Source organism: Micrococcus luteus NCTC 2665, assembly GCF_000023205.1.
GTDB classification, from domain to species: Bacteria; Actinomycetota; Actinomycetes; order Actinomycetales; family Micrococcaceae; genus Micrococcus; species Micrococcus luteus.
The window spans coordinates 1-22,667 of sequence record NC_012803.1 but is presented as its reverse complement, the minus strand read 5'-3'; the positions used below and the strand labels follow the sequence as shown (position 1 = coordinate 22,667).

The 22,667-nt window shown below is 69.9% G+C and carries 17 protein-coding genes, 2 tRNA genes and 1 pseudogene; 10 read left to right on the top strand and 10 right to left on the bottom strand.

The genetic code is table 11. The annotated features are described in order from the left end of the window. Positions 1-26: 26 nt before the first annotated feature. From MLUT_RS11680 to MLUT_RS24240, 10 genes and pseudogenes are all read left to right on the top strand, one after another. A complete protein-coding gene (locus MLUT_RS11680; protein WP_010079758.1) occupies positions 27-1,496 on the top strand; it encodes a hypothetical protein in 1,470 nt (489 codons plus the stop codon). Positions 1,497-1,503: 7 nt separating this feature from the next. Continuing rightward, the gene (locus MLUT_RS11675) at positions 1,504-2,967 is read left to right on the top strand and encodes an SCO6880 family protein (RefSeq protein WP_010079759.1); all 1,464 of its coding nucleotides are present in this window, start codon (positions 1,504-1,506) and stop codon (positions 2,965-2,967) included. Between the two features lie 103 nt (positions 2,968-3,070). After that, positions 3,071-3,937 carry a hypothetical protein gene (locus tag MLUT_RS11670; RefSeq protein ID WP_010079760.1) on the top strand — a complete coding sequence of 289 codons (867 nt, stop codon included), beginning with the start codon at positions 3,071-3,073 and terminating at the stop codon, positions 3,935-3,937. After that, positions 3,934-5,421: a putative type IV secretion/conjugal transfer ATPase gene (locus MLUT_RS11665; RefSeq protein WP_010079761.1), complete on the top strand. Its 1,488-nt coding sequence runs from the start codon at positions 3,934-3,936 to the stop codon at positions 5,419-5,421. The genes MLUT_RS11670 and MLUT_RS11665 overlap by 4 nt, the downstream gene beginning before the upstream one ends. Next, the gene (locus tag MLUT_RS11660; protein WP_029248273.1) at positions 5,421-5,984 is read left to right on the top strand and encodes a hypothetical protein; all 564 of its coding nucleotides are present in this window, start codon (positions 5,421-5,423) and stop codon (positions 5,982-5,984) included. Before MLUT_RS11665 ends, MLUT_RS11660 begins: the two co-directional genes overlap by 1 nt. Beyond that, positions 5,981-7,765, top strand: a complete 1,785-nt coding sequence (locus tag MLUT_RS11655) for a TraM recognition domain-containing protein (protein WP_010079763.1) — start codon at positions 5,981-5,983, stop codon at positions 7,763-7,765. The genes MLUT_RS11660 and MLUT_RS11655 overlap by 4 nt, the downstream gene beginning before the upstream one ends. A gap of 87 nt (positions 7,766-7,852) precedes the next feature. Beyond that, positions 7,853-8,299 (top strand): single-stranded DNA-binding protein, encoded by a 447-nt coding sequence (locus MLUT_RS11650; RefSeq protein WP_010079764.1) that lies wholly within the window; start codon positions 7,853-7,855, stop codon positions 8,297-8,299. 18 nt (positions 8,300-8,317) lie between these two features. Then, positions 8,318-8,890, top strand: a complete 573-nt coding sequence (locus MLUT_RS11645; RefSeq protein WP_012750666.1) for a hypothetical protein — start codon at positions 8,318-8,320, stop codon at positions 8,888-8,890. After that, entirely contained in the window at positions 8,887-9,129 is a 243-nt protein-coding gene (locus tag MLUT_RS23780; RefSeq protein WP_143736217.1) for a hypothetical protein, read from the top strand. The genes MLUT_RS11645 and MLUT_RS23780 overlap by 4 nt, the downstream gene beginning before the upstream one ends. Positions 9,130-9,358: 229 nt before the next feature. Beyond that, positions 9,359-10,345 (top strand): annotated as a pseudogene (locus MLUT_RS24240) (recombinase family protein); the annotation flags it as partial. Between the two features lie 598 nt (positions 10,346-10,943). Here the strand turns inward: MLUT_RS24240 and MLUT_RS11630 are convergent. The 10 genes from MLUT_RS11630 to dnaA all read right to left on the bottom strand — a co-directional run bounded on the left by MLUT_RS11630 (position 10,944) and on the right by dnaA (position 22,412). Beyond that, positions 10,944-11,019: transfer RNA gene (locus MLUT_RS11630), tRNA-Ala, on the bottom strand. An 11-nt stretch (positions 11,020-11,030) separates the two neighbouring features. Beyond that, positions 11,031-11,192, bottom strand: coding sequence for a hypothetical protein (locus MLUT_RS23870; protein WP_010079767.1), 162 nt, complete (start codon positions 11,190-11,192; stop codon positions 11,031-11,033). A gap of 58 nt (positions 11,193-11,250) precedes the next feature. Then, positions 11,251-11,324, bottom strand: a tRNA-Ile gene (locus MLUT_RS11625). Positions 11,325-11,424: 100 nt separating this feature from the next. Next, positions 11,425-11,925 carry a DUF3566 domain-containing protein gene (locus MLUT_RS11620; RefSeq protein ID WP_010079768.1) on the bottom strand — a complete coding sequence of 167 codons (501 nt, stop codon included), beginning with the start codon at positions 11,923-11,925 and terminating at the stop codon, positions 11,425-11,427. Then, positions 11,922-14,618 carry a DNA gyrase subunit A gene (gene gyrA, locus MLUT_RS11615; RefSeq protein WP_010079769.1) on the bottom strand — a complete coding sequence of 899 codons (2,697 nt, stop codon included), beginning with the start codon at positions 14,616-14,618 and terminating at the stop codon, positions 11,922-11,924. The genes MLUT_RS11620 and gyrA overlap by 4 nt, the downstream gene beginning before the upstream one ends. Before the next feature lie 68 nt (positions 14,619-14,686). Next, on the bottom strand, positions 14,687-16,837 hold the full coding sequence (gene gyrB / locus MLUT_RS11610; protein WP_174260667.1) for a DNA topoisomerase (ATP-hydrolyzing) subunit B: 2,151 nt from the start codon (positions 16,835-16,837) through the stop codon (positions 14,687-14,689). Positions 16,838-17,206: 369 nt separating this feature from the next. Next, positions 17,207-17,770 carry a DciA family protein gene (locus tag MLUT_RS11605; protein WP_010079771.1) on the bottom strand — a complete coding sequence of 188 codons (564 nt, stop codon included), beginning with the start codon at positions 17,768-17,770 and terminating at the stop codon, positions 17,207-17,209. Next, positions 17,763-18,977: a DNA replication/repair protein RecF gene (gene recF / locus MLUT_RS11600; RefSeq protein ID WP_010079772.1), complete on the bottom strand. Its 1,215-nt coding sequence runs from the start codon at positions 18,975-18,977 to the stop codon at positions 17,763-17,765. Before recF ends, MLUT_RS11605 begins: the two co-directional genes overlap by 8 nt. Before the next feature lie 21 nt (positions 18,978-18,998). Then, the gene (gene dnaN / locus MLUT_RS11595) at positions 18,999-20,114 is read right to left on the bottom strand and encodes a DNA polymerase III subunit beta (protein WP_029248275.1); all 1,116 of its coding nucleotides are present in this window, start codon (positions 20,112-20,114) and stop codon (positions 18,999-19,001) included. A 750-nt stretch (positions 20,115-20,864) separates the two neighbouring features. Next, a complete protein-coding gene (gene dnaA / locus MLUT_RS11590) occupies positions 20,865-22,412 on the bottom strand; it encodes a chromosomal replication initiator protein DnaA (protein ID WP_012750665.1) in 1,548 nt (515 codons plus the stop codon). Positions 22,413-22,667 lie beyond the last annotated feature (255 nt).

Here is a 22,667-nt window from a genome sequence, read left to right as displayed (position 1 = left end):
GACTCGATCCCGAAGGAGTGATTGCGGTGGGAGTATGCGATATCCCCGTCATCTCGGCCGTGTGCGACACCGCCGGCGAAGCCGCCGCGTCCCTGGTGGCGGCACCGTTCGACTGGCTCGCCCAAGCGATGGGCGCTGCCGCCGGCTGGCTGTTCGAGGCAGTGTGGTCCGTGTTCGACACCACCACGCTCGTCGACGTCACCCGGCCCGAGTATGTGGCGGTCTACAACCTGCTGTTCGGCATCGCCGTGTTCGTGATGCTGATCTTCTTCTGCCTCCAACTGCTCACCGGCCTGATCCGCCGCGACCCCACCGCCCTGTCTCGGGCCGCCCTCGGGTTGGCGAAGTCCGTGCTCGGCTCGTTCGTGGTGATCACGCTGACGGCGTTGCTGCTGGAGATCGTCGACCAGCTCTGTGTCGGGGTCATCCAGGCTGCCGGGGAAACCACCGCGTCCATGGGCGACAAGATCACCCTCCTCGCCGCGGGCCTGGTCGGGATCAACATCGCCGCCCCCGGGGTGGGGGCGATCATCACGATCTTCCTCGCCGGCTTGGCGATCGCCGCTGCCGCGATCGTGTGGCTGTCGCTGCTCGTGCGCAAGGCGCTGTTGCTGGTGGCGATCGTGTTCGCACCCCTGGCGTTCTCCGGTGCGTCGTGGGACGCCAGCAGGGGGTGGATCGGCAAGTGGGCGATGTTCGTCATCGCGCTGATCTGCTCCAAGCTCGTCCTGGTCTTGATGTTCCTGGTCGCCATCACCCAGGTTTCGGCACCGATCGATGCGGACCTGACCTCGATCAGTGACCCGCTGGCGGGGATCGTGCTGATGGCGATGGCCGCGTTCGCCCCCTACCTGACCTACAAGTTCATCAGCTTCATCGGGTTCGACATGTACCACGCGATCGGCTCCGAACAAGACGCCAAACAGGCCCTCAACCGGCCCGTCCCCACCCCGACGAAACCAGCCGGCGACGGCCCCCAGAAGGTCCTCGACGGCGGCAATAGCGGCGGCAACGAGAGCGGTGGCGGAGGCGGCAGTGGAGCCGGAGGGAAGACGCCGCCCCAGCCAAAGACCTCCGCACCCCAGGCATCCGGGGGCGGGGCGAGTGCTGCCGGAGGCGCCGGCACCGCGGGTGGGTCCGCCGGAGCCGGCGCAGGAGCAAGTGGTGGTGCCGGCGCGGGTACGGCGAGTGGGGGTGCTGCTGCGGCTGGTCCTGCCGCAGCGGCGGTCATCGCGGCGAAGGTCGCCAAGGACGCGGCGACCGCCGGTCCGAAGGCCGGCACGGCCCTCGGGAACCAGGGCGAGGCCGCCGCCGACAGTGCCGGGCAGACCGGCGCCACACCCCCTCCTGCGGCGTCCCGGACGTCATCCGCACCGACCACGAAGGCTCCGTCTCCTGCTGAGCCGAAGACGCCGTCGGCGGGTCCCTCACAACCGGCGCCACCTGCGCCGAAGCCGGCCCCGCCGCCGGCACCGAAGCCGACCGGGAAGGACTGAGACGGCCATGACCACGAAGCAGAAGGAGTCCTCCACCGAGCTGGTGCCGGTCAAGTTCTCCCGGCTCACCCGTCGCGGCATCCTCCTCGGCCTGTCCCTGGCCCAGCTCATCACCCTCGCCACCGGCGTCCTCGCCGTCGTCGGCGCCCTCTATGCCGGCGGTGGCATCCTGCTGGCCTACACCGCACCCGTCTGGGTGCTCGCCGCCGCCCTGACCTGGGTACCCGTCGCCGGACGCCCGGCCGTGGAATGGCTACCGGTCGCGTGCTGGTGGCTGTGGCGCAGCACCTGCGGGCAACTTCTCTATCGGCGCCGCATCGTGGCACCCCGGCCGGCCGGGACGCTCGCGCTGCCCGGTGACATGGCGCGACTGCGCGAGTACACCGACACCGACACCGGGGCCGGGATGATCCACGACCCCCACGCCGCGACCCTCACCGTGGTCTGCGAGGTGACCCATCCCGCGTTCGTGCTCCTGGACCCGGGCGAGCAGGAACGCCGCGTCACCTCCTGGGGCCGCGTGCTGGCCACGGTGTGCCGCTCCGGACGAATCGCTACACTGCAAGTCCTGGAACGGACGCTGTCGGACTCCGGTACCGGGCTCGCTGAATGGTGGGCCTCCCACGGCACCGCCGACGACAGCTGGGCCGCAACCACCTATGCCGAACTCATCGAGCGTGCCGGGCCGGCCGGGGAACGACACGCCACCACCCTGTCCCTGTCGCTGGATATGAAGACCGCTGCCCGGCAGATCAGGACCGCCGGTGGCGGCATCCGCGGGGCCGCCGCCGTCCTGCGCCAAGAAATGTCAACCCTCACCGCGGCGCTGCGCTCAGCCGACCTGAAGCCCGCGGGATGGCTGAGCCCGGGACAGATCGCGGTGATCCTGCGCAGCGCGTATGACCCGGCGATCGCCGCGACCCTGGAGCGCCACGGCGAACTCGGCCAGCACCTGGCTACCGCCGGTCCCGTCGCCGTCAACGAGTCCTGGGGCCGCCTGCGCACCGACTCCGCCCACCACGCGGTGCTGTGGATCAGCGAGTGGCCGCGCTCGATGGTCTACCCCGGGTTCCTGTCCCCGGTGCTGCTGTCCACCGGCATCCAACGCTCGTTCTCGCTGCTGTGCACGCCGATGCGTTCGGACCAAGCCGCCCGGGACATCCGCAAGAAGAAGGTCGAGCACATCTCCGACGCCGCTCAGCGGGCGAAGATCGGGCAGATCGAAGACGCCACCCAGACCGCCGAGTACCACGACGTACTCCAGCAGGAGGCGGACCTGACCGCCGGCCACGGGGTGCTGCGGTTCACCGGCCTCATCAGCGTCTCCGCACCCAGCGTCGAGGAGCTGGAGGCCGGTGTCGCGGCAATTGAGCAGGCCGCGATCCAAGCCTCCTGTGAAACCCGGCTGCTCGTCGGACAACAGGCGGCCGCGTTCACCGCCGCCGCCCTGCCCCTGTGCCGCCGCATCTGACCGCCCCGCACACACACCCCGGTCCTCGCGGCGTGTGGGCGCGCGTGCACCTGACAGTCGACCCCGATGCCCGGGGCTTCGCGCTTGTCACAGGAGGCCGCTCATGCCCACGTATCACGACCCACTCCAGGATGCTGGCGAAGCATCCGAGGCGCTGCGCGGGCTCGCGCACGCCAGCCGTACCTTCGACAACCCTGCCGACACCTACAGCGTGCTCGGCGACCTCCTCTCGGGCATCCGGTCGCTGCGCCAGGTACTCGATCAGGTCGGCTCCACGCATCTCGTTCATCGCGGCCGCGCTCACGACGATGACGGTGACCAAGCGATCGGTGCCTCCGAAGCCCTCGCGGCCGCAGACGACCTGCACCACGCCGGAACGCTCCTCGATGGAGTCGAGGAGCGAGTCAATGCCGCGATGATCCATTCCGGACGCATCGCCTGGCACGCCCCAGCGCAGGAGGTCGACCGGGAAGCAGTGTCCACGGAAGCATCGCGGCGCTGGCTCAGCGTCGTCTTCCTCCAAGGCTCAGAAGCCGACGAAGTGCTCGACCTCATCGGCCGCGACGGCCCCGACGCCGCCATCGAGCACCTGAAGAACTGGGACTACGGGGACGAGACCACCGACGCGGCACTGGAGAACGGGTACGTCTACGACGAACCACCCACCGGGCAGCTCGACCGGGTCGTCACGGACGGCGACTACACGCTCACCTACAACCCGTTCATGGGGCACATCAATCTGCTCCGGGCACACCCCGGCGCCCTACCCGACCCGGGCCTGGACGAGACCGACGTTGCGACAGCGCGTGAGGCCATCAGCGGCGTCGGGTCACTCGATCCGAGCACGCCCCGGACCGCAGTGACGCCAGCGTCCGCGCGGACAAGGCAGGTCCCGGTGGGAGCGGAGCCGGACTGGTTCGCCGGTCCGGCCCGCTCCTCAGGATCGGTCGGGCGGGGGTTGTCGCTATGAGCACGCGCGAGCCCGAACGTCTGCACACCTCGGTCCTGGTCGCCCCGACCGACGACCGTCGCCGACTCCGCAAACAACGCAAACAGGCCGCTGCACGCCTCCAAGCCGAGCAGCACCGTACCGAGCAGGCCGCGGCCAGGGAGAAAGCCGAGACCGAACGGGCCGAACGCAGAGCCACCACCTACCTACCCGCGGCCGGTGAGCCCGGCCCTACAGCGCTGCGCACCCCGGGCGGGTTCCACCTCCCTCGCCACCAGGACACCTCCGCGACCCTCGCGGGTGCCTATCCGTTCGTCGCCGAAGGCGGCCTCGGCTCCGAGGGGGTATTCGTCGGTCTAGACCTCTACTCCGGCGGCTCGTTCGTCTACGACCCCTGGGTGCTCTACGCCCGCGGGATGATCACCGCCCCCAACGTCGTCCTCGCGGGCATCGTGGGCTCGGGCAAGTCCTCCCTGGCGAAGTCGCTCTATACGCGGTCGCTGCCGTTCGGGCGGCGCGTGTACGTCCCCGGTGATCCGAAGGGCGAGCACACCGCCGTCGCGAACGCAGTCGGCGGACGGGCAATAGTTCTCGGCCACGGCCTGAACACACGCCTCAACCCCCTCGATGAAGGCCACCGGCCCACCGGGCTGTCGGATCAGGAGTGGGCGATCACGGTCGCGTCCCGCCGCCGTGACCTCATCGGCGCTCTGGCCGAGACCGTCCTGGCACGCGGGTTGACGCCCTTGGAGCACACGGCGATCGACCTTGCCCTCACCGCAGTTGTCACGGAGAACACTGTGCCGATCCTGCCGATGGTCGTCGACCGCATCCTCGCCCCGGACGCGGCCGCCGACGCCAGGCTCGCTGAGGACGGGCGGCTCGTCGGCCACGCGCTGCGCCGTCTGGTCGCCGGTGACCTCGCCGGCCTGTTCGATGGCCCCAGCACGGTCCGGTTCGACCCGAGCCTGCCGATGATCAGCCTCGACCTGTCCCGCGTCACCGAGAACTCCACCCTCATTTCGGTATTGATGACGTGTTCGTCGGCGTGGATGGAGTCCGCGCTGCTGGACCCCAACGGCGGGCAGCGGTGGGTGATCTACGACGAAGCGTGGCGGCTGATGTCCCACCCCGCGCTGTTGAAGCGGATGGACGCGCACTGGCGGCTCGCGCGGCATTACGGGATCGCGAACATGCTGATCTTCCACAAACTCTCCGACTTGGACAACGTCGGCGACGCCGGCTCCGCCATGCGCTCCCTCGCGAACAGTCTGCTGGCCAATGCCGAGACCCGGATCGTCTACCGGCAAGAATCCGATCAGCTCGGCCCCACCGCCCAGGCCCTCGGTCTGACCGGCACCGAGCAGAAACTGCTCCCATCGTTGGGCATCGGGCAGGGACTGTGGCGCATCAAGGACCGGGCCTTCGTCACCCAGCACCAACTCCATCCCGCCGAACTGGCACTATTCGACACCAGCTCACGGCTCACCTCGGGGGTGAAGTAATGAACCGCAAACCCCCACGCCACGCCACCGGACCGGAACCAGATGACACGCCGGTCGTGCTGCCGCACGCGGTCATCACCGTCACCGAGACCGGCGCCCTGGACGTCACCCTCGACGGCACCGTTTTCCCACCACCGGAAGGCGACGCGTGGACGCGGAGCACCTTCGGGCCCCTGCTGGACGCGCTCACCCGGGACCGGACCATCACGGTGCGCATCGAGGTACACGAGAGCGACGGCACCGTGTTCACCGACATCATCCGCGCCCGCCGCCACACCACACCCGAACCACCAGACACCGAGGCCGACACCGAAGGGGGCACGCAGGTCAAGGCCAGCAGCAAGCGGCGGCCGGACCTGGTCGAAGTGACCGGCGAAGGGTTCGTGCCCGCCGAGGACATCGCCGTCGCGGTCATCATCTCCCACACCGATGCCACCAGCACCGGTCATGCTCGCGCCCTCCTGGACCGACGCCAACTCCGGTCGCTGCCCTCCGATGGTGCCAGCGAGGTCGTGCTGTTCGGTCGCGTCTCGGGCACTATCCACGTGCGGCGGCTGTCGTGAGTACCCCAACGGGGCGGCAGGGTGGGTCGTTTGGCGACGAGCTGACCAACGCCGCGCTCATCGCCCTGATGGGGATGTTCGGAATCGCGCTCATCCTCCGCGCCTCCGGCTCCGTCGCCGCGTTCCTGACTGGCACACCCCAACCCGAGGCCAGCCCCGCAGCCGGGCTCGGAGTGCTGTTCAACCCCGGCGACCCAGCGGGTGCGCTCGACGCCGACGGGCTCAACCCCATCGCATACTGGATCGTCACCGCGGCGATGCTGGCCGGGCTCGTGACCACCGGGGCATGGGTGTGGGTGCGGCTGCGCCGCCATTCCCGCCGGGTCGAGACCGACCCGCGCCGCCTCGCCGGCACCGCCACGGCCCACGACATCACCCAGAGCGCCTCAGCGAAAGCGCTGCTCCGCCGAGCCGAGACACTCCGCGCATCCCTAACCGATCCCTCGCCGTCGGACGTCGGCTATCGGATCGGCGCGTCCAAAGGGCGCGACGTGTGGGCGTCGGTAGAAGACTCGATCCTGCTCATCGGCCCGCCCCGCTCCGGCAAAGGCCTGCACATCGTCATCCCCGCGATCCTCGACGCGCCCGGCGCTGTCGTCACCACCTCGACCCGGCCGGACAACCTCACGGCCACCCTCCGCGCGAGGCAGCGTGGCGGCCGGCCGGTGGCGGTGTTCGACCCCCAACACCTCGCCGAAGGCATCCCCGCCGGAATGCGCTGGTCACCCATCCGCGGCTGTGAGGACCCGCTCACGGCGATGATCCGAGCCACCGGGCTGTCGTCAGCGACCGGCCTGTCCGCTGGCGGGGTCGAATCCGGCGGCTTCTGGGAAGGCAAGACCCGCACCGCCCTCCAAGCGCTGCTGCATGCCGCGGCGCTTGACCACCGGCCCCCAGCAGAGCTGTTCCGCTGGACCCTCGACCCCTCCGCCGCCGCCGAAGCCGTCGCCATCCTCACCAACACCACTCAGGCGGCCACCGGGTGGGCGGACTCCCTCGGAGCGATGATCGACGCCGACCCCAAAACGAGGGACTCGATCTGGCAGGGCGTCGCCCTGGCCCTCGGCGCGCTGGCCGACCCCCGTGTGCTCGATGCGGTGTCGCCCGGGCCGGGTGAGGGCTTCGACCCCGAAACCTTCATCCGCGACCGCGGCACGCTCTACCTCCTCGCTACCGGCGCGGGCGCCGGCGCATCCGCCGCGCTAGTGGCGGCGTTCGTCGAAGACCTCATCGAAACCGCCCGCCGCATCGCCGCCCGCTCACCCGGCGCAAGGCTCGACCCGCCCCTGCTCCTCGCCCTGGACGAGATCGGCAACCTCGCACCCCTGCCGTCCCTACCGACGTTGATGGCTGAGGGCGGAGGTACCGGTATCACCACCCTGCCCGTCCTCCAATCCCTCGCCCAAGCACGGGACAAGTGGAACGACAACGCCGCCAGCGCGATCTGGGACGCCAGCATCGTCAAAATCATCCTTGGCGGCGCCTCCAACTCCCGCGACCTTCAAGACCTGAGCACGCTCATCGGTGAACGCGACGAGTACACCGATTCCGTCACCCTCGGCGACCACGGCACGCGCTCCAACCAACGCTCCATCCGCCGCGTCCCGATCCTCCCGCCAGACCGAATCAGAACCCTCCCATTCGGCACCGGCGTCACCCTCCTCCGCGCCGCACCACCGATCGTCACCGACCTACGCGCCTGGCCTTCTCGGCCCGATGCCGCCCAGCTGAAGACCGACCGGGCCGAGATCGAGGCGCTGCTGCGTCGCCCTGGTTCCTGACCCGCCGCGCCCGCCGGGGTGGGGTGTGCACCTGTCTGACACCAGCGATCCCGATCCGGGGACGCCGCGTTTCAGGAGGGGATTCCGATGGCTATCCAGACTCAACAGTCGTTCTCGGGCTTCGTCGCGTCCAACCCGCAACTCACCCGCACCGAGAACGGCGATGCCCGGCTGTACATGAAGGTCGGCAAGGAACACTACCGGCAGGAGGACGACCGGTCGTTCACCCAGTTGGAGACCACCTTCCACAACCTGGTCGCCTTCAAGGCCGCCGCAGAGCAGGGCCACGAACGACTTGCGAAGGGCGACAAGTTCATCGCCGAGGGCTACGTCCGCGAATACACCCACCAACGCGACGGTCAAGCGGTCGAGGGTGAGGAGTTCGTCGCCCGCAGGCTCGGGCATGACATGGCCCGCACCCGCTACGACGTCGACCGTGCACCCCGCCGGGCAGCGCCTGAGCGGGACGCGGCCGCGTTCACCGCCCCCGAGCACCGCCCCGTCACGCAGTCGCCTGCGGCCGTGAGCATGTGACCGAAGGGGACGCTGACGATGGACGAATACACCCCCGGACCAGACGAACCCGACTACCGGGACGACGACCCCGGCACCGATACCCCATCAGATGACGTGGCGGAGCCGCCGCACCCGGTGAACTGGAACCTGCTGAACGCGCACGACCTGGAACAAGAGTGGCTGGCGCTGAACGACTGGGTGGCGTGGCTTCGCCGCACCTACGGGCTCCCCGCTGCGGTGATCCCGCCGTTCTGGCACCGACACCCCGAACTGATGTGGGAGCTGTCCGCTCTGCACATCCACTGGCTGTGCGCCTACGACCCCGAACAGAACGGTTCGGCTCCCGTCGGCTGGCACCGCGACTTCGCCGACGCCCGCAACAGGCTCCGCGAATGGGTCGCGGCCTCCGGCACCCGCCTGGACCGCGACCGGCACACCCGGCAGACCGTCTGGCCCGGTGAAGACCCCGCCCCGCCCGTCGAGGACGTCATCATCGCCGACCGTGGCGAGGACTTCGTGGAGTTCGTGTTCGAACAAGTCGAGGCGCGCCGCGAAGCCGAGGAGGCGTTCTTCCGCACCCTCGATGAACGCACCGGAGAAATCTCATGACACGCCCAGATACGCCCGGCCGGGATGAGCGGCTGCCGGATCGGATACGGGACTACCGGATCGAGGCCGAGCCGCGTGAGACACCCGACCTGCACAAGCTCGCGCAACTGTTCATCGGCATGGCCCGCTCCCGCGCCGAACAAGACCGCGCCCGTCCCGCACCGGACGCCGTGTCGCCGGTTCCCGGCGCATGTCGGGACAGCAAGGTAGAATCGGACCAGCAAGAAGCCAACGACTGAACCTCCGGTTCGGTCGTGGTGCGCAGTCCTGTTTGGCCTTCGTGGCTTACCCAGCAGGCTCCGATATCGAGTCGGCTGGGTCGTGTTTCCCTTTTACGAGTCGCACCGCACCAAGCGGTAGCCGCCGCTTGTGCTGGCCCCGATCAATCCGGGGAAGGGAACACGACCCGTGACCATTACACAACCACCAGCCACTACTGCTCTGGACCGCATCGGTGAGACCACCACCATGGCCGTCTCCTACCTGCGCGTGTCCACCAAGGAACAAGCCGAACGCGGCGGCCGTGCCGAGGGCTTCTCGATCCCCGCCCAGCGGGAGGCGAATTTGCGCAAGGCCCGCGACCTGAACGCCGTCATCACCGAGGAGTTCATCGACGCCGGCGAGTCCGCCCGCAAGGCCGACCGGCCCGAACTGATGCGGATGATCGAGTACGTCCAAACGCACCAGGTCGCATACTGCATCGTCCACAAGGTCGACCGGCTCGCCCGCAACCGCGCCGATGACGTGACCATCCACCTCGCCCTCAAAGAGGCCGGGGTCGTGCTCGTCTCCGCGACCGAGAACATCGACGAGACTCCGTCGGGGATGCTGCTGCACGGCATCATGTCGACCATCGCGGAGTTCTACTCCCGCAACCTCGCTGGCGAGGTCTCCAAGGGCATGAACCAGAAGGCGCTCAGTGGCGGCACCAACGGCAAAGCACCCATGGGCTACCTCAACGTCACCCGCCGCGACGAACTCGGCCGCGAGGTCCGCACCGTCGAGGTGGACCCCGACCGTGCCCCGCTGGTGCGATGGGCGTTCGAGGCCTACGCCACCGGTAACCACTCCACGATCAGCCTGCGTGAGGAGCTGATCGACCGGGGTCTGACGACCGTGCCCACCCCGAAGCGGCCCTCCAAGCCGCCGGTGCTGTCTACGATCCACAAAATGCTCACCAACCCCTACTACAAGGGCAGCGTCCGGTTCCGCGGCGCCAGCTACGACGGCATCCACGAACCCCTGGTCGCGCGCGAGGTCTGGTACCGAGTTCAGGCCGTTCTGAACGCGCATCAGACATCTGGAGAGAAGACTCAATCCCACGACCACTACCTCAAGGGAAGCCTGTACTGCGGGGAGTGCGGGTCCCGGCTGACGCTGACCAACGCCAGGAGCCGCCGCGGGGTCGTCTACCCGTACTTCATGTGCTCCGGCCGGCACGCGAAGCGCACCAACTGCGAGCGCAAGTCCATGTTCGTGCCCGACATCGAAGCCGCCGTCGAGGACCACTACCGACAGGTGCAGATACCCGAACACGTCGTGACCGCGCTCCGTGAGCTGGTCACCGGCGAGTTCGACCGGCTCCACGCCGTCGCCAAGCAGGAGCGCCAGGCGTACAAGATCGAACGCGACGCGCTCCGCGATGAGCGCACCAAGCTCATGCAGGCCCACTACGCCGGAGCCGTGCCCCTCGACCTGCTCGGCTCCGAGCAGCGTCGCATCGCCCGACGGCTCGTGTTCCTCGATGCGCAGATCAAGGCCGGCGACATCGAGTACGACCAAGCGAAAGCCCACCTGGACGACTGCCTCGCCCTCGCAGGCGACATGCACGCCATCTACATGAGCATCGACGACTCACTACGACGGATCGCCAACCAAGCCTTCTTCGACAAGCTCATCGTCCAAGACGAAGACGCCATCCACGGCGAACCCGGCGTCCCGTTCACCGTGTTCCTCAACCCCGACGTCCAGACCCTCGCCGTCCGTCAACAAGGACGGACGGCGGAGTCTAGAACTCAAACCGGTGATGTCGCTGGTTTGAACAACGACCTTTTGGTGGAGGCAAGGGGACTCGAACCCCTAACCCCCTGCTTGCAAAGCAGGTGCGCTACCAATTGCGCCATGCCCCCGTGAAGACCGGTCAGTCCTCCGGTGCCGGCTCGACGCCGTCGGCGTCCTCCGGCAGGTCGTCCGTGGCCGTGGCCCAGACGTCCTTCCCCGCACTGTTCTCCCGCCAGAGACGCGCCCCGTAGGCGGCTGCCGCGGCGCCGACCACGAGGGCCACGCGTGCCAGTCGACCCATGGGAAGACCTCCGGAGACGAACGGAGCCCCAGCGGACCGGGGCTCTGTGTGGTGGGAGTGGGCGTACCAAGACTTGAACTTGGGACCTCTTCGTTATCAGCGAAGCGCTCTAACCGCCTGAGCTATACGCCCTCACCGTCGCTCACGGCTGACGCCGTTCACAACAGGAGATGACTGTACAGGAACGCCGACGCCCCGCGCAAATCCGCGCGGGGCGTCGTCGAGGGTCTGCTCAGTCGTCCGTCAGCGTGACGCCCAGGCCGCCCACGAGGCTCGCGCAGAGGTTGTAGAGCAGCGCGGCCACGGTGGCCAGGGCGGTCAGCAGGATGACGTTGACCACGGCCAGCACGGTGGCCAGCGAGGTCACGGTGCTCAGCGGGGCCAGGGACGCCACGGTGTAGCGCCCGGCCTCGGAGCCGAGCACGGTGCCGATCACGTCGTTGACCCTGTCGAAGATCCCGAGGACGTCGGACAGCGAGTACAGCGCCACCGCCGCCACCACCGTGAGGATGCCCAGCGCCACCGAGAGCAGGAACGCCAGCTTCAGCACGGACCACGGGTCCACCCGGGTCAGGACCAGGCGGGCGCGGCGCACCTTGGCCTTCGGGACGGCGCGGACCAGGTCCTCCTGCGAGGACCCGCTGGCCTTGCGCACCGGACGGCCGGACCGCGGCTCGGCGGCCTTCCCGGTGCTCCGTCCCTGGCCGGGACGCGACGACGCGGACGTGCTCACTGCTCTCCTCCGTCTGCACCCTCACCGGCGTCCTGCGTCAGGGCGTCCTCCGGTGCGGCTACGGGGTCGGTCGGGTCGATGTCTGCGTCCAAGGGTACATCCGGCCCCGCCTCGGCCTCGGCGTCCGCCTTCGCCTCCATCTCCTGCTCGTTGTTCAGGGTGACGGCGACGATCCGGTCCCGCTTGTCCGGCTTGGCGAAGATCACGCCCATCGTGTCGCGGCCCTTGGCCGGCACACCGGCGACGGCGGAGCGCACCACCTTGCCCGAGGCCATCACCACGAGGACCTCCTGGTCCTCGCGCACGACGAGACCGCCGGCGAGCTCGCCGCGGTCGTCCACGAGCTTGGCGACCTTGATGCCGAGACCGCCGCGGTTCTGCAGGCGGTACTCGTCCACGTGGGTGCGCTTGGCGAAGCCGCCGTCCGTGACGGTGAAGACGTAGCCGTCCTCCTCCACCACGTCCATCGTCAGCAGGGAGTCGTCGTCGCGGAACTTCATGCCCGTCACGCCCGAGGTCGCGCGGCCCATGGGACGCAGCGCCTCGTCCGTGGCGGTGAACCGCAGGGACTGGCCCTTGTGCGAGATCAGGATGAGGTCGTCGTCGGGCGAGACCACGCGGGCCGAGACCAGCTCGTCTCCCTCGCGCAGCTTGATGGCGATCAGGCCGGCGGTGCGGTTCGTGTCGTAGTCCAGCAGCGGCGTCTTCTTCACGAGGCCGCCGCGCGTGGCGAGCACGAGGTACGGGGCCCGGCCGTAGTCCACGAGCGGCTGGATCTGGGCGATCCGCTCGTCCGGCTGGAACGCGAGCAGGTTGGCCACGTGCTGGCCCTTCGCGTCGCGGCCGGCCTCGAGCAGCTCGTACGTCTTGATGCGGTACACGCGGCCGAAGTTCGTGAAGAACAGCAGCCAGTGATGCGTGGACACGGTCAGGAAGTGCTCGACGACGTCGTCGCCGCGCAGCGTCGCCCCGCGCACGCCCTTGCCGCCGCGCGCCTGGGACCGGTACTGGTCGATCCGGGTGCGCTTGACGTAGCCGCCGCGGGTGATGGAGACGACCATCTCCTCCTCGGGGATCAGGTCCTCGATGGACATGTCCCCGTCGAAGCCGGCCATGATCTCGGTGCGGCGGTCGTCGCCGTGCTTGGCCACGATCTCGGCGAGCTCCTCGGAGATGACCTCGCGCTGACGCTGCGGGGACTCCAGGATCCGGTTGTACTCGGCGATCTTCGCCATGAGGTCGTCGTACTCGTCCTGGATCTTCTGGGACTCCAGGGCGGCGAGCTGGCGCAGCTGCATCTGCAGGATGGCCTGGGCCTGGACGTCGTCGATGTCCAGGAGCTCCTTGAGGGCCTCGCGGGCCACGTCCGCCGAGGCCGAGCGGCGGATGGTCGCGATGACCTCGTCCAGCATGTCCAGGGCCTTGAGCAGGCCGCGCAGGATGTGCGCGCGCTCCTCGGCCTTGCGCTTGCGGAACGCGGTGCGGCGCACGATCACGTCGATCTGGTGCTTCACCCAGTGGTGCACGAAGCCGTCCAGGGACAGGGTGCGCGGCACGCCGTCCACGAGCGCGAGCATGTTGGCCGAGAAGTTCGACTGCAGCTCGGTGTGCTTGTAGAGGTTGTTCAGCACCACCTTGGCGACGGCGTCGCGCTTGAGCACGATCACCAGGCGCTGGCCGGTGCGGCCGGAGGTCTCGTCGCGCATGTCCGCGATGCCGCTGATCTTGCCGTCCCGCACCATCTCCGCGATCTTCGCGGCCAGGTTGTCCGGGTTGGTCATGTAGGGCAGCTCGGTGACCACGAGGCACGTGCGGCCCTGGATCTCCTCCACGTTGACCACGGCGCGCATGGTGATGGGCCCGCGGCCGGTCCGGTAGACCTCCTCGATGCCCTTGCGGCCCAGGATCTGGGCGCCCGTGGGGAAGTCGGGGCCGTGCACGCGGGCCAGGAGCGCCTCGAGCAGCTCCTCGCGGGTGGCCTCGGGGTGCTCGAGGTACCACTGCACGCCCGCGGCCACCTCGCGCATGTTGTGCGGCGGGATGTTCGTGGCCATGCCGACGGCGATGCCCGAGGAGCCGTTGACCAGCAGGTTCGGGTACCGGGCGGGCAGGACGACGGGCTCCTGCTGCTTGCCGTCGTAGTTGTCCTGCATGTCGACGGTGTCCTCGTCGATGTCCCGGACCATCTCCATGGCCAGCGGGGCCATCTTGGTCTCGGTGTAGCGCTGGGCGGCCGCGCCGTCGTTGCCCGGGGAGCCGAAGTTGCCCTGGCCGAGCGCCAGCGGGTAGCGCTGGACCCAGTCCTGGATGAGGCGCACGAGGGCGTCGTAGATCGCGGTGTCGCCGTGCGGGTGGTAGTTGCCCATCACGTCGCCCACCACGCGGGCGGACTTGTTGAACGCGCGGTCCGGGCGGTAGCCGCCGTCGTACATCGCGTAGAGCACGCGACGGTGCACGGGCTTGAGGCCGTCGCGCACGTCCGGCAGCGCGCGGCCGACGATCACGGCCATCGCGTAGTCCAGGTACGAGCGCTTCATCTCCGACTCGAGGTCGACGGGCTCGACCTTGTCGGCCGCGCCCTCGGGGAGCACGTAGTGCTCGACCTCGATGTCCAGGCCGGTCTGCGGGGTCCCCGGGATCGGGGCGCCCTCGACGGGCTCGTCCGGGGTCTGGGGGGTGGTCTCGTCGCTCACGCGGGTCCTCTCGTGCTCCCCGCGACGGCGGGGAGGGTGGTCGGCTCAGGCAGGTCTGCGGGTCCGGCTCAGACGTCCAGGAAGCGGATGTCCTTGGCGTTCTGCTGGATGAAGGTGCGGCGGGACTCCACGTCCTCGCCCATGAGCATGGAGAAGACGGCGTCCGCGGCGGCGGCGTCCTCCATGGTCACCTGCAGCAGGGTGCGGTGCTCCGGATCCATGGTGGTGTCCCAGAGCTCCTGGTAGTTCATCTCACCCAGGCCCTTGTAGCGCTGCACGCCGTTGTCCTTGGGGTAGCGCCAGCCCTTGGCCAGGCCGGCCTCGACGGCGGCGTCGCGCTCCTCGTCCGAGAACACGTAGTCGTGCGGGGCGTTGGACCACTTGATGCGGTACAGCGGCGGCTGCGCGAGGAACACGTGGCCGGCCTCGATGAGCGGGCGCATGTACCGGAACAGCACGGTCAGCAGCAGCGTGGTGATGTGCTGGCCGTCCACGTCCGCATCCGCCATGAGCACGATCTTGTGGTACCGCAGCTTGGAGATGTCGAACTCCTCGCCGATGTTGGTGCCGAACGCGGTGATCATCGACTGGATCTCGGCGTTGCCGAGGGCCTTGTCCAGACGGGCGCGCTCCACGTTCAGGATCTTGCCGCGCAGCGGCAGGATGGCCTGCGTCTCCGGGTTGCGGCCCTGCTTGGCCGAGCCGCCGGCGGAGTCACCCTCCACGATGTACACCTCGCAGCGCTCGGGGTCCTTCGAGGAGCAGTCGGCCAGCTTGCCGGGCATGCCGAAGGATTCCAGCGGGGACTTGCGGCGCGCGTTGTCCCGGGCCTTGCGGGCGGCCAGGCGGGCGTGCGAGGCCATGATGGCCTTGCGGATGATCTCCTTCGCCGGGCCCGGATTGCGCTCGAACCAGTCGCCGAGGTGGTCCGTGACCGCCTTGGACACGAACCCGCGGGCCTCGGAGTTGCCGAGCTTGGTCTTGGTCTGGCCCTCGAACTGCGGCTCGGAGAGCTTCACGGAGATCACGGCGGTCAGGCCCTCGCGGATGTCCTCGCCCGAGAGGTTGTCCTCCTTGGGCTTGAGGATCTCCTTCTCCCGCGCGTAGCGGTTGACCAGGGAGGTCAGCGCGGCGCGGAAGCCCTCCTCGTGGGTGCCGCCCTCGTGGGTGTTGATCGTGTTCGCGTAGGTGTGCACGGACTCCGAGTAGGCGGAGGTCCACTGCATGGCCACCTCGACGGCCATGGAGCGGCCGTCCGAGAAGTCCTCGGCCTCGAAGGCGATGACGTCGTCGTGGACGTACTCGACCTTCTTGGCGGAGTTGAGGTGCTGGACGTAGTCGAGCAGGCCGTTCTCGTACAGGTAGGTGACGGAGCGGCGCTGGGGCTCCTGCTCCGCGTCCTCCGCCAGGCCGTTCTCCGCGACGTCCTCGCCGGCGGCGCCCTCGCCCGCGATCTCGTCGTCGACGACCTCGTTGGACTCCTGGACGCGCTCGTCCGTGAGGGTGATGCGCAGGCCCTTGTTAAGGAAGGCCATCTGCTGGAAGCGGGCTCGCAGGGTCTCGTAGTCGAACTCGATCGAGTCGAAGATCTCCGCGTCCGGGTAGAACGTCTGCACGGTGCCCGTGGCGTCCGTGGCCTCACCCTTGACCAGCTCGCCCTGGGGCACGCCGCCGTCCGCGAAGGACATGCGCCACACGTGCCCCTGACGGCGGACCTCGGTGTCCACGCGGCGGGAGAGCGCGTTGACCACGGAGATGCCCACGCCGTGCAGGCCGCCCGAGACGGCGTAGCCGCCGCCGCCGAACTTGCCGCCGGCGTGCAGGATCGTCATGACGACCTCGACGGTCGGCCTCCCCTCGGTGGGGTGCAGGTCCACAGGGATGCCGCGGCCGTCGTCCGCCACGCGCACGCCGCCGTCGGCCTGCAGCGTGACGTCGATGCCGGTGGCGTAGCCGGCCAGCGCCTCGTCCACGGAGTTGTCCACGACCTCGTACACGAGGTGGTGCAGGCCCCGCGGGCCGGTGGAGCCGATGTACATGCCGGGGCGCTTGCGGACGGCCTCGAGGCCCTCGAGCACGGTGATGGCGCTGGCGCCGTACTCACCGGGCACCTTCCGGTCCTTCACCGGGGCCTCGGGCTGCCCGACGGCGTCCGGCACGGCCTCCGGGTTCGGCGCGGCCGACGCGGCGGTCGGCTCCTCCGCGGGGTTCTCGGGCATGGCGTCAACCACGGGTGGCTCACTTCCTCGGACGTCGGCGGCAGGGTCGGCCCGCGCGCAGGCGCGCGACGCCGCCCGGACAGGACCGGCACGCGACACGCTCCCGCAGATCCACGGGGGCGGGGGACGGACGACAGCCAGCCCCCTTTCACTGGTCCCAGTGTACCGCTTGGCACCCCGCGGGCCCGCATCGATGGGGGTCCGCCGCAAGAGAACACCCGCTCAGCGGCCAGGGACACGGCTCAGGACGTGCGCAGGAGACCGCCCATGCCTCCCGGGCCATCACCGACCCTGTGAGCGCGCCAGAGCGGCGCCCATGGCCTCGCCGCGTCCGGGACGCCGTCGGGGTGCGCGAGGGCGGCCGCGGACTCAGCCGTAGGTGTCGCGCGGCCCGCGGCCGCCGCGCACGGTGCGCGGGCCCTTGCGCCAGCTCGGGGCCTGGGGCCCCGCCACCTCGATGCGGGTCACGACGCCGGGCCCGAGCGCCTCGTCGAAGCGCTGCAGGAGCACGGGGCTCATCAGGCGCAGCTGCGTGGCCCACGCGGTGGAGCTCGTCCGGACCCGCACCACGGAGTCCTCGAAGCTCTCCGGGCGGCAGTGCAGCGCGATCTCCGGCCCCACCAGCTCGGCCCAGCGGGTGAGCACGGAGCCGACCGCCACGGGAGTGGACCAGCCGCGATCGCGGATCAGCCGGCCGAACACGGTGGACACCGTGGCCGGGTCCCGGTCCGCGCCCCCGAACGGGCGCCGACGGTCCTGCCGCTCCCGGCCGGCCGACGTCGTGCCCGCCATGGCCCCGGCCAGGCCCGCGCCCGTCCCCCGCGCCCGCAGGGGCGCCTCGCCCCGCTCCCGGGCGGCCTCGCGGACCCGGCGCAGCTGCACGAGCGCAAGGTCCGGCCGGTCCGGCTCGAACGGGGCGGGAGTCTCAGCCATCGGCCCCGCCCTCGCGCCGGGGCTCGCGGATGTCCCCCTCCACGGGGGCCGCGGCGGCCACGGCCTCGGAGCCCTCCGCGTCCTGGCGGATGAGCACGCGATGGGCCGTGAGCTCCTCGGGGACGTCCTCGAGCGCGGCGGCCGTGACGATCACCTGCTCGGCCCGGTGGACGAGCGCGGCGAGGCGGCGACGACGGGCGGCGTCGAGCTCCGCGAACACGTCGTCCAGGATCAGGACGGGGCGGGCATCGGGGTCCGGGTCGTCGGCCACGAGCACGTCGTAGGCCGCCATGCGCAGGGCCAGCGCCAGCGACCACGTCTCCCCGTGGGACGCGTAGCCGCGCGCGGGCGCCGGGCCCAGGAAGAGGGCGAGCTCGTCCCGGTGCGGGCCCACCAGGGTGAGCGCCCTCGCCCGCTCCTCCTCCCGCTGGGCCTCGAGCGTCCGGCGCATGTCCGTGGCCAGGTCCGCCACGGCCGGGACCTCCGCGTGGGTGCCGCGGGCCAGCGGGACGGTGGACTCGTAGGCGTAGGCCGCGGCCTTGGAGCCGTTCGTCAGCGCCGCATACATCTCCTGGAGGGGGCGGGCCAGCAGGCGCAGCACGTGCAGGCGGCCGTGGAGCAGGCGGGCGCCGGCGGCGCAGAGGTGCTCGTCCCAGACGGCGAGCGTCGCGTCCTCCTCGGGGCCCCAGCGGCGAGAGCCGCGGCCCGACTTGAGCAGGGCGTTGCGCTGACGCAGCACGCGTTCGTAGTCGGCGGCGGCCTCGCCGAGCGCCGGACGCAGCTGCACCATGAGCTGGTCGAGGAGACGACGGCGGCCACCGGGCTCCCCCGTCACGAGGCTCAGGTCCTCCGGGGCGAAGACCACGGTCCGCAGGATCCCGAGGCCCTCCTTCGCCCGCACGGAGGCGCCGCGGTTGATGGCCACCCGGTTGGACCGGCCCGGCAGGATCTCCACCTTGAGGGCGACGGTGCGGGACCCGCGGTGCACGCGCCCGGCGATCCGGGCCCGGTCCCGGCCGAAGCGCACGAGCTGCGCATCCGAGCTGACCCGGTGGGACTGCTGGGCGCCGAGGTAGCCGATCGCCTCCACGAGGTTGGTCTTGCCCACCCCGTTGGCCCCGAGCAGCACCGTGGACCCCGGCGTCAGCTCCAGGTCGGCCCAGCGGTAGGACCGGAAGTCCGCGACGGTGAGGTGGGACAGGTACACGGAAGCGTCCGGCCCCCTGCGTCAGGCGATGCGCACCGGCATCACGAGGTAGCGGTAGTCGGAGACGACGCCGTCCTCCTGGTTCACGCCGGTGAGCAGGGCGGGCTTGGGCGCGGACGTGAAGGCGAAGCGCACCTGCGGCTGGTCCACCACGGCCAGGCCCTCGGAGAGGTAGGACGGGTTGAACGCCACGGTGATGTCCTCGCCCTCGAGCGTGCACGGCACGGACTCGTTGGCGCTCGCGTCATCGCCGGTGCCGGCGTCCAGGGTGACCTGGCCCTCCGTGAACACCATGCGCAGGGCGGTGTTGCGCTCGGCCACGAGGGCCACGCGGCGGGACGCCTCGACCAGGGCGGCGGTGTCCACCACGGCCTGGATGGGGCTGGACTCGGGGAAGAGCGAGCGGATCTTGGGGTACTCGCCGTCCACGAGCACGGAGGTGGTGCGGCGGCCACCGGAGGCGAAGCCCACGAGGTCGGCGGTCTGACCGAGGAGGATCTCCAGGTCGCCGCCGGAGCCGAGGGACTTGGCGACCTCGGTGAGCGTGCGCGCCTTGATGAGCAGCGACGTCGAGATGGACGGGTCCGCCGGGGTCCAGCGGATCTCCTTCATGGCCAGCCGGTAGCGGTCCGTGGCCAGGAAGGTTATGGTGTCGCCCTCGATCTCCACCTTCACGGCGGTGAGGATCGGCAGGGTGTCGTCCTTGGAGGCGGCGACGGTGACCTGGGCGACGGCGTGGGCGAACGCGGCCCCGTCCACGGTGCCTGCGGGGGCCGGCAGCTCGGGCAGGGCCGGGTAGTCGCCCACGGGCATCGTGGCCAGGGAGAAGCGGGAGGATCGGCAGGTGACGAGCACCTTGCCGCCGTCGAGCTCCACCGTGACCTGGGCCTGCGGCAGGGAGCGGACGATGTCGTTCAGCAGACGGCCGGAGACGAGCACCTGGCCCGCGGTCTCGACGTCCGCCTCGATCTCCAGGCGCGCGGAGGTCTCGTAGTCGAAGCTCGCGATGGACACGACGCCGGCCTCGGCCGTGATCAGCAGACCCGAGAGCACCGGCACCGGCGGGCGCGGGGACAGGGAGCGGGCGGCCCAGGAGACGGCGTCGGTGAGGATGTCGCGTTCGACGGTGAACTTCACGAGCTGCACTGCCTCTCTGGGGGTGATGACGGGGGTTGCGGGCCCGGGGGAACGGCGACACGCGGGCCTCAGCATAGGCGGTCCGCGCGGCGGGTGTCAGGTCGGAAGCGAATGACAAGCGTGTGATTCCAAGGATTCTGAGTGCTCGGGCGCAGCCCGGGCTCTCGGGGCCCTCAGCTCGGTGCGAGGCGGCGGAGATGATGTTGCTTGGCGGAATCTCTGAAGGGGGATCAGAAGGAGTGGTAGCGGGTGTGGATCCTGTGGAGAACGCCGTTCTGCCGCGTCAGCATGCGGATCCGGTTGGGGGAACCGTGTGGACGCCCGCTCGTTCGGGGTGTGCATCCGGTGTGGACGAGCCCCGGAGGTCCTCCCCCTGCTCTGCACAGGTTCGACCGGAGTTGTCCAGACTCGTCCCCGGATCCACCCCCCAGTTGCCCACATTCCTGTCCACAGGGTGCGTCCCCACCCGTCGGAACCCGCGAGATCATGCGGTTTTCGGCTGTGGAGATCTGTGGATACGTGTGGACCGCCGAATGGCATCCGTGTGATTCACCAGCCTGTGCACCGTCGTCGCCCCCAGGGGTGTGGACGCGGCGTGAGCGGCCTGATTCCGCCATCCACAGGGGCGGAGGTTGTCCACAGCGACGGGGGTTCTCCACAGAGTTGTCCACACCGGTGGACAATGTGGACGAAGGCTCGAGTCCCGGTCGAAGGTTCGAACCGGGACTCGAGGGTGGGACGGCGGGTGGCTCAGGCGCCGCGCTGTTTCCGCTTGATCTCGTTGGTGAGCTCGGTGACCTGGTTGTAGATCGTCCGCCGCTCGGCCATCAGCTCGCGGATCTTGCGGTCCGCGTGGATGACGGTGGTGTGGTCGCGGCCGCCCAGGACCTGTCCGATCTTGGGCAGCGACATCTCGGTCAGCTCGCGCAGCAGGTACATGGCGATCTGCCGCGCCGTCACCAGCGTGCGGGTGCGGGACTTGCTGGTCAGCTCCTCGAGGGTGAGATTGAAGTACTCCCCCGTGGCGTGCAGGATCAGCTCCGGCGTGATCTCGTGCGCCGTCTCGTCCGTGATCAGGTCCTTGAGCACATGCTCGGCCAGCTCGATGTCCACGGTCTGCCGGTTGAGCGAGGCGAACGCGGTCACGCGGATCAGCGCACCCTCGAGCTCGCGGATGTTCGTGGAGATGCGCGAGGCGATGTACTCCAGCGCCTCCGGCGGGGCCACGAGCCCCTCGGCCTCCGCCTTCTTCCGGAGGATCGCGATGCGCGTCTCGAGGTCCGGCGGCTGGATGTCCGTGATCAGCCCCCACTCGAAGCGGGAGCGCAGCCGGTCCTCGAACCCGGAGAGCTGCTTGGGCGGCAGGTCCGAGGTGATGACCACCTGCTTGTTGTTGTTGTAGAGCGTGTTGAAGGTGTGGAAGAACTCCTCGACCGTCGCCTCCTTGTCCGCCAGGAACTGGATGTCGTCGATCAGCAGGATGTCCACGTTGCGGTAGACCTGCTTGAACGAGGCGCCCTCGTCGTGGCGGATGGAGTTGATGAAGTCGTTGGTGAACTCCTCCGAGTTCACGTACCGCACCCGCAAGCCCGGGTAGAGGCGGCGGGCGTAGTGCCCGATCGCGTGCAGCAGGTGCGTCTTGCCCAGGCCGGACTCGCCGTAGATGAACAGCGGGTTGTACGCCTTCGCCGGCGCCTCGGCCACCGCGTTCGCGGCCGCATGCGCGAACCGGTTGGACGAGCCGATCACGAACGTCTCGAAGTGGTAGCGGTCGTTGAGGCGGCTGGTCTCCGCGGACGTCGACGGCGGCGCGGGGGTCGGCTTGCCGTTCCCGTTCGGGGCCGCGTTCGCGGCGGGCACGACGTCGGCCGGCGGCTCGATGCGGAAACCCGGCAGCTCCTCGGCGACGGCGCGGCGGGAGGTGGCGGCGGTCGCGGCCGGGGGCAGCTCGACGTCCGGCGCCGCGGCGCCGGACGGCCCGCCGGCGAGGGAGGAGCGGCGGGCCTCGGAGGAGGGGGTCCGCGGCGGCTGCAGGTTCGCGTCGATCGAGATGGCCAGCAGGATCTCCTCGCGGAACTCCTGGGTCAGGGCGTCCGTGAGGGCGTCGGCCACCTGGGTGCCCTGGAGCGTCTCGCGGGTGGTCTCGTTCGGCACGGCCAGCAGGAGCGTATTGCCGATGAGGCCCTGCGGCTGGGCCAGGTAGACGAAGCCCATGAGGCGGGCGCTGACCCGCGCGTCGTCCTCGAGGGAGCCCACGACGGAGCGCCACGAGCTGAGCACGGCCTGGTCTGCCACCACGGAGGCTTCCTTTCCTGGGGCAGACGTCCCCGGGGACGGGGGCGGCTGCGCGAGACGGACGACGGTGCTCGGAGTCTAACGGTTGTCCACAGGGTTGTGCACAGACGGTGGACAACCCCTATCATCCTGTGGACGACCGTCCCGGGCGCCCACGGGCGTCCGGGATCCGCGCGCACCCGTTTGACCCCTGCGTACCCCGGCCACTAGAGTTGTCTGGTCCCCCGGGTGTCGGTTGATCGTGCCCGCCGGGGATTT

Excerpts from the sequence above, each read along its gene's own strand:
- gyrB (WP_174260667.1), bottom strand. The coding sequence starts at position 16,837 with ATGCCCGAGAACCCCGCGGAGGAGCCGACCGCCGCGTCGGCCGCGCCG.
- MLUT_RS11645 (WP_012750666.1), top strand. The coding sequence starts at position 8,318 with ATGGACGAATACACCCCCGGACCAGACGAACCCGACTACCGGGACGAC.
- MLUT_RS11675 (WP_010079759.1), top strand. The coding sequence starts at position 1,504 with ATGACCACGAAGCAGAAGGAGTCCTCCACCGAGCTGGTGCCGGTCAAG.
- MLUT_RS11650 (WP_010079764.1), top strand. The coding sequence starts at position 7,853 with ATGGCTATCCAGACTCAACAGTCGTTCTCGGGCTTCGTCGCGTCCAAC.
- MLUT_RS23780 (WP_143736217.1), top strand. The coding sequence starts at position 8,887 with ATGACACGCCCAGATACGCCCGGCCGGGATGAGCGGCTGCCGGATCGG.
- MLUT_RS11665 (WP_010079761.1), top strand. The coding sequence starts at position 3,934 with ATGAGCACGCGCGAGCCCGAACGTCTGCACACCTCGGTCCTGGTCGCC.
- MLUT_RS11660 (WP_029248273.1), top strand. The coding sequence starts at position 5,421 with ATGAACCGCAAACCCCCACGCCACGCCACCGGACCGGAACCAGATGAC.
- MLUT_RS11670 (WP_010079760.1), top strand. The coding sequence starts at position 3,071 with ATGCCCACGTATCACGACCCACTCCAGGATGCTGGCGAAGCATCCGAG.
- MLUT_RS23870 (WP_010079767.1), bottom strand. The coding sequence starts at position 11,192 with ATGGGTCGACTGGCACGCGTGGCCCTCGTGGTCGGCGCCGCGGCAGCC.
- MLUT_RS11605 (WP_010079771.1), bottom strand. The coding sequence starts at position 17,770 with ATGGCTGAGACTCCCGCCCCGTTCGAGCCGGACCGGCCGGACCTTGCG.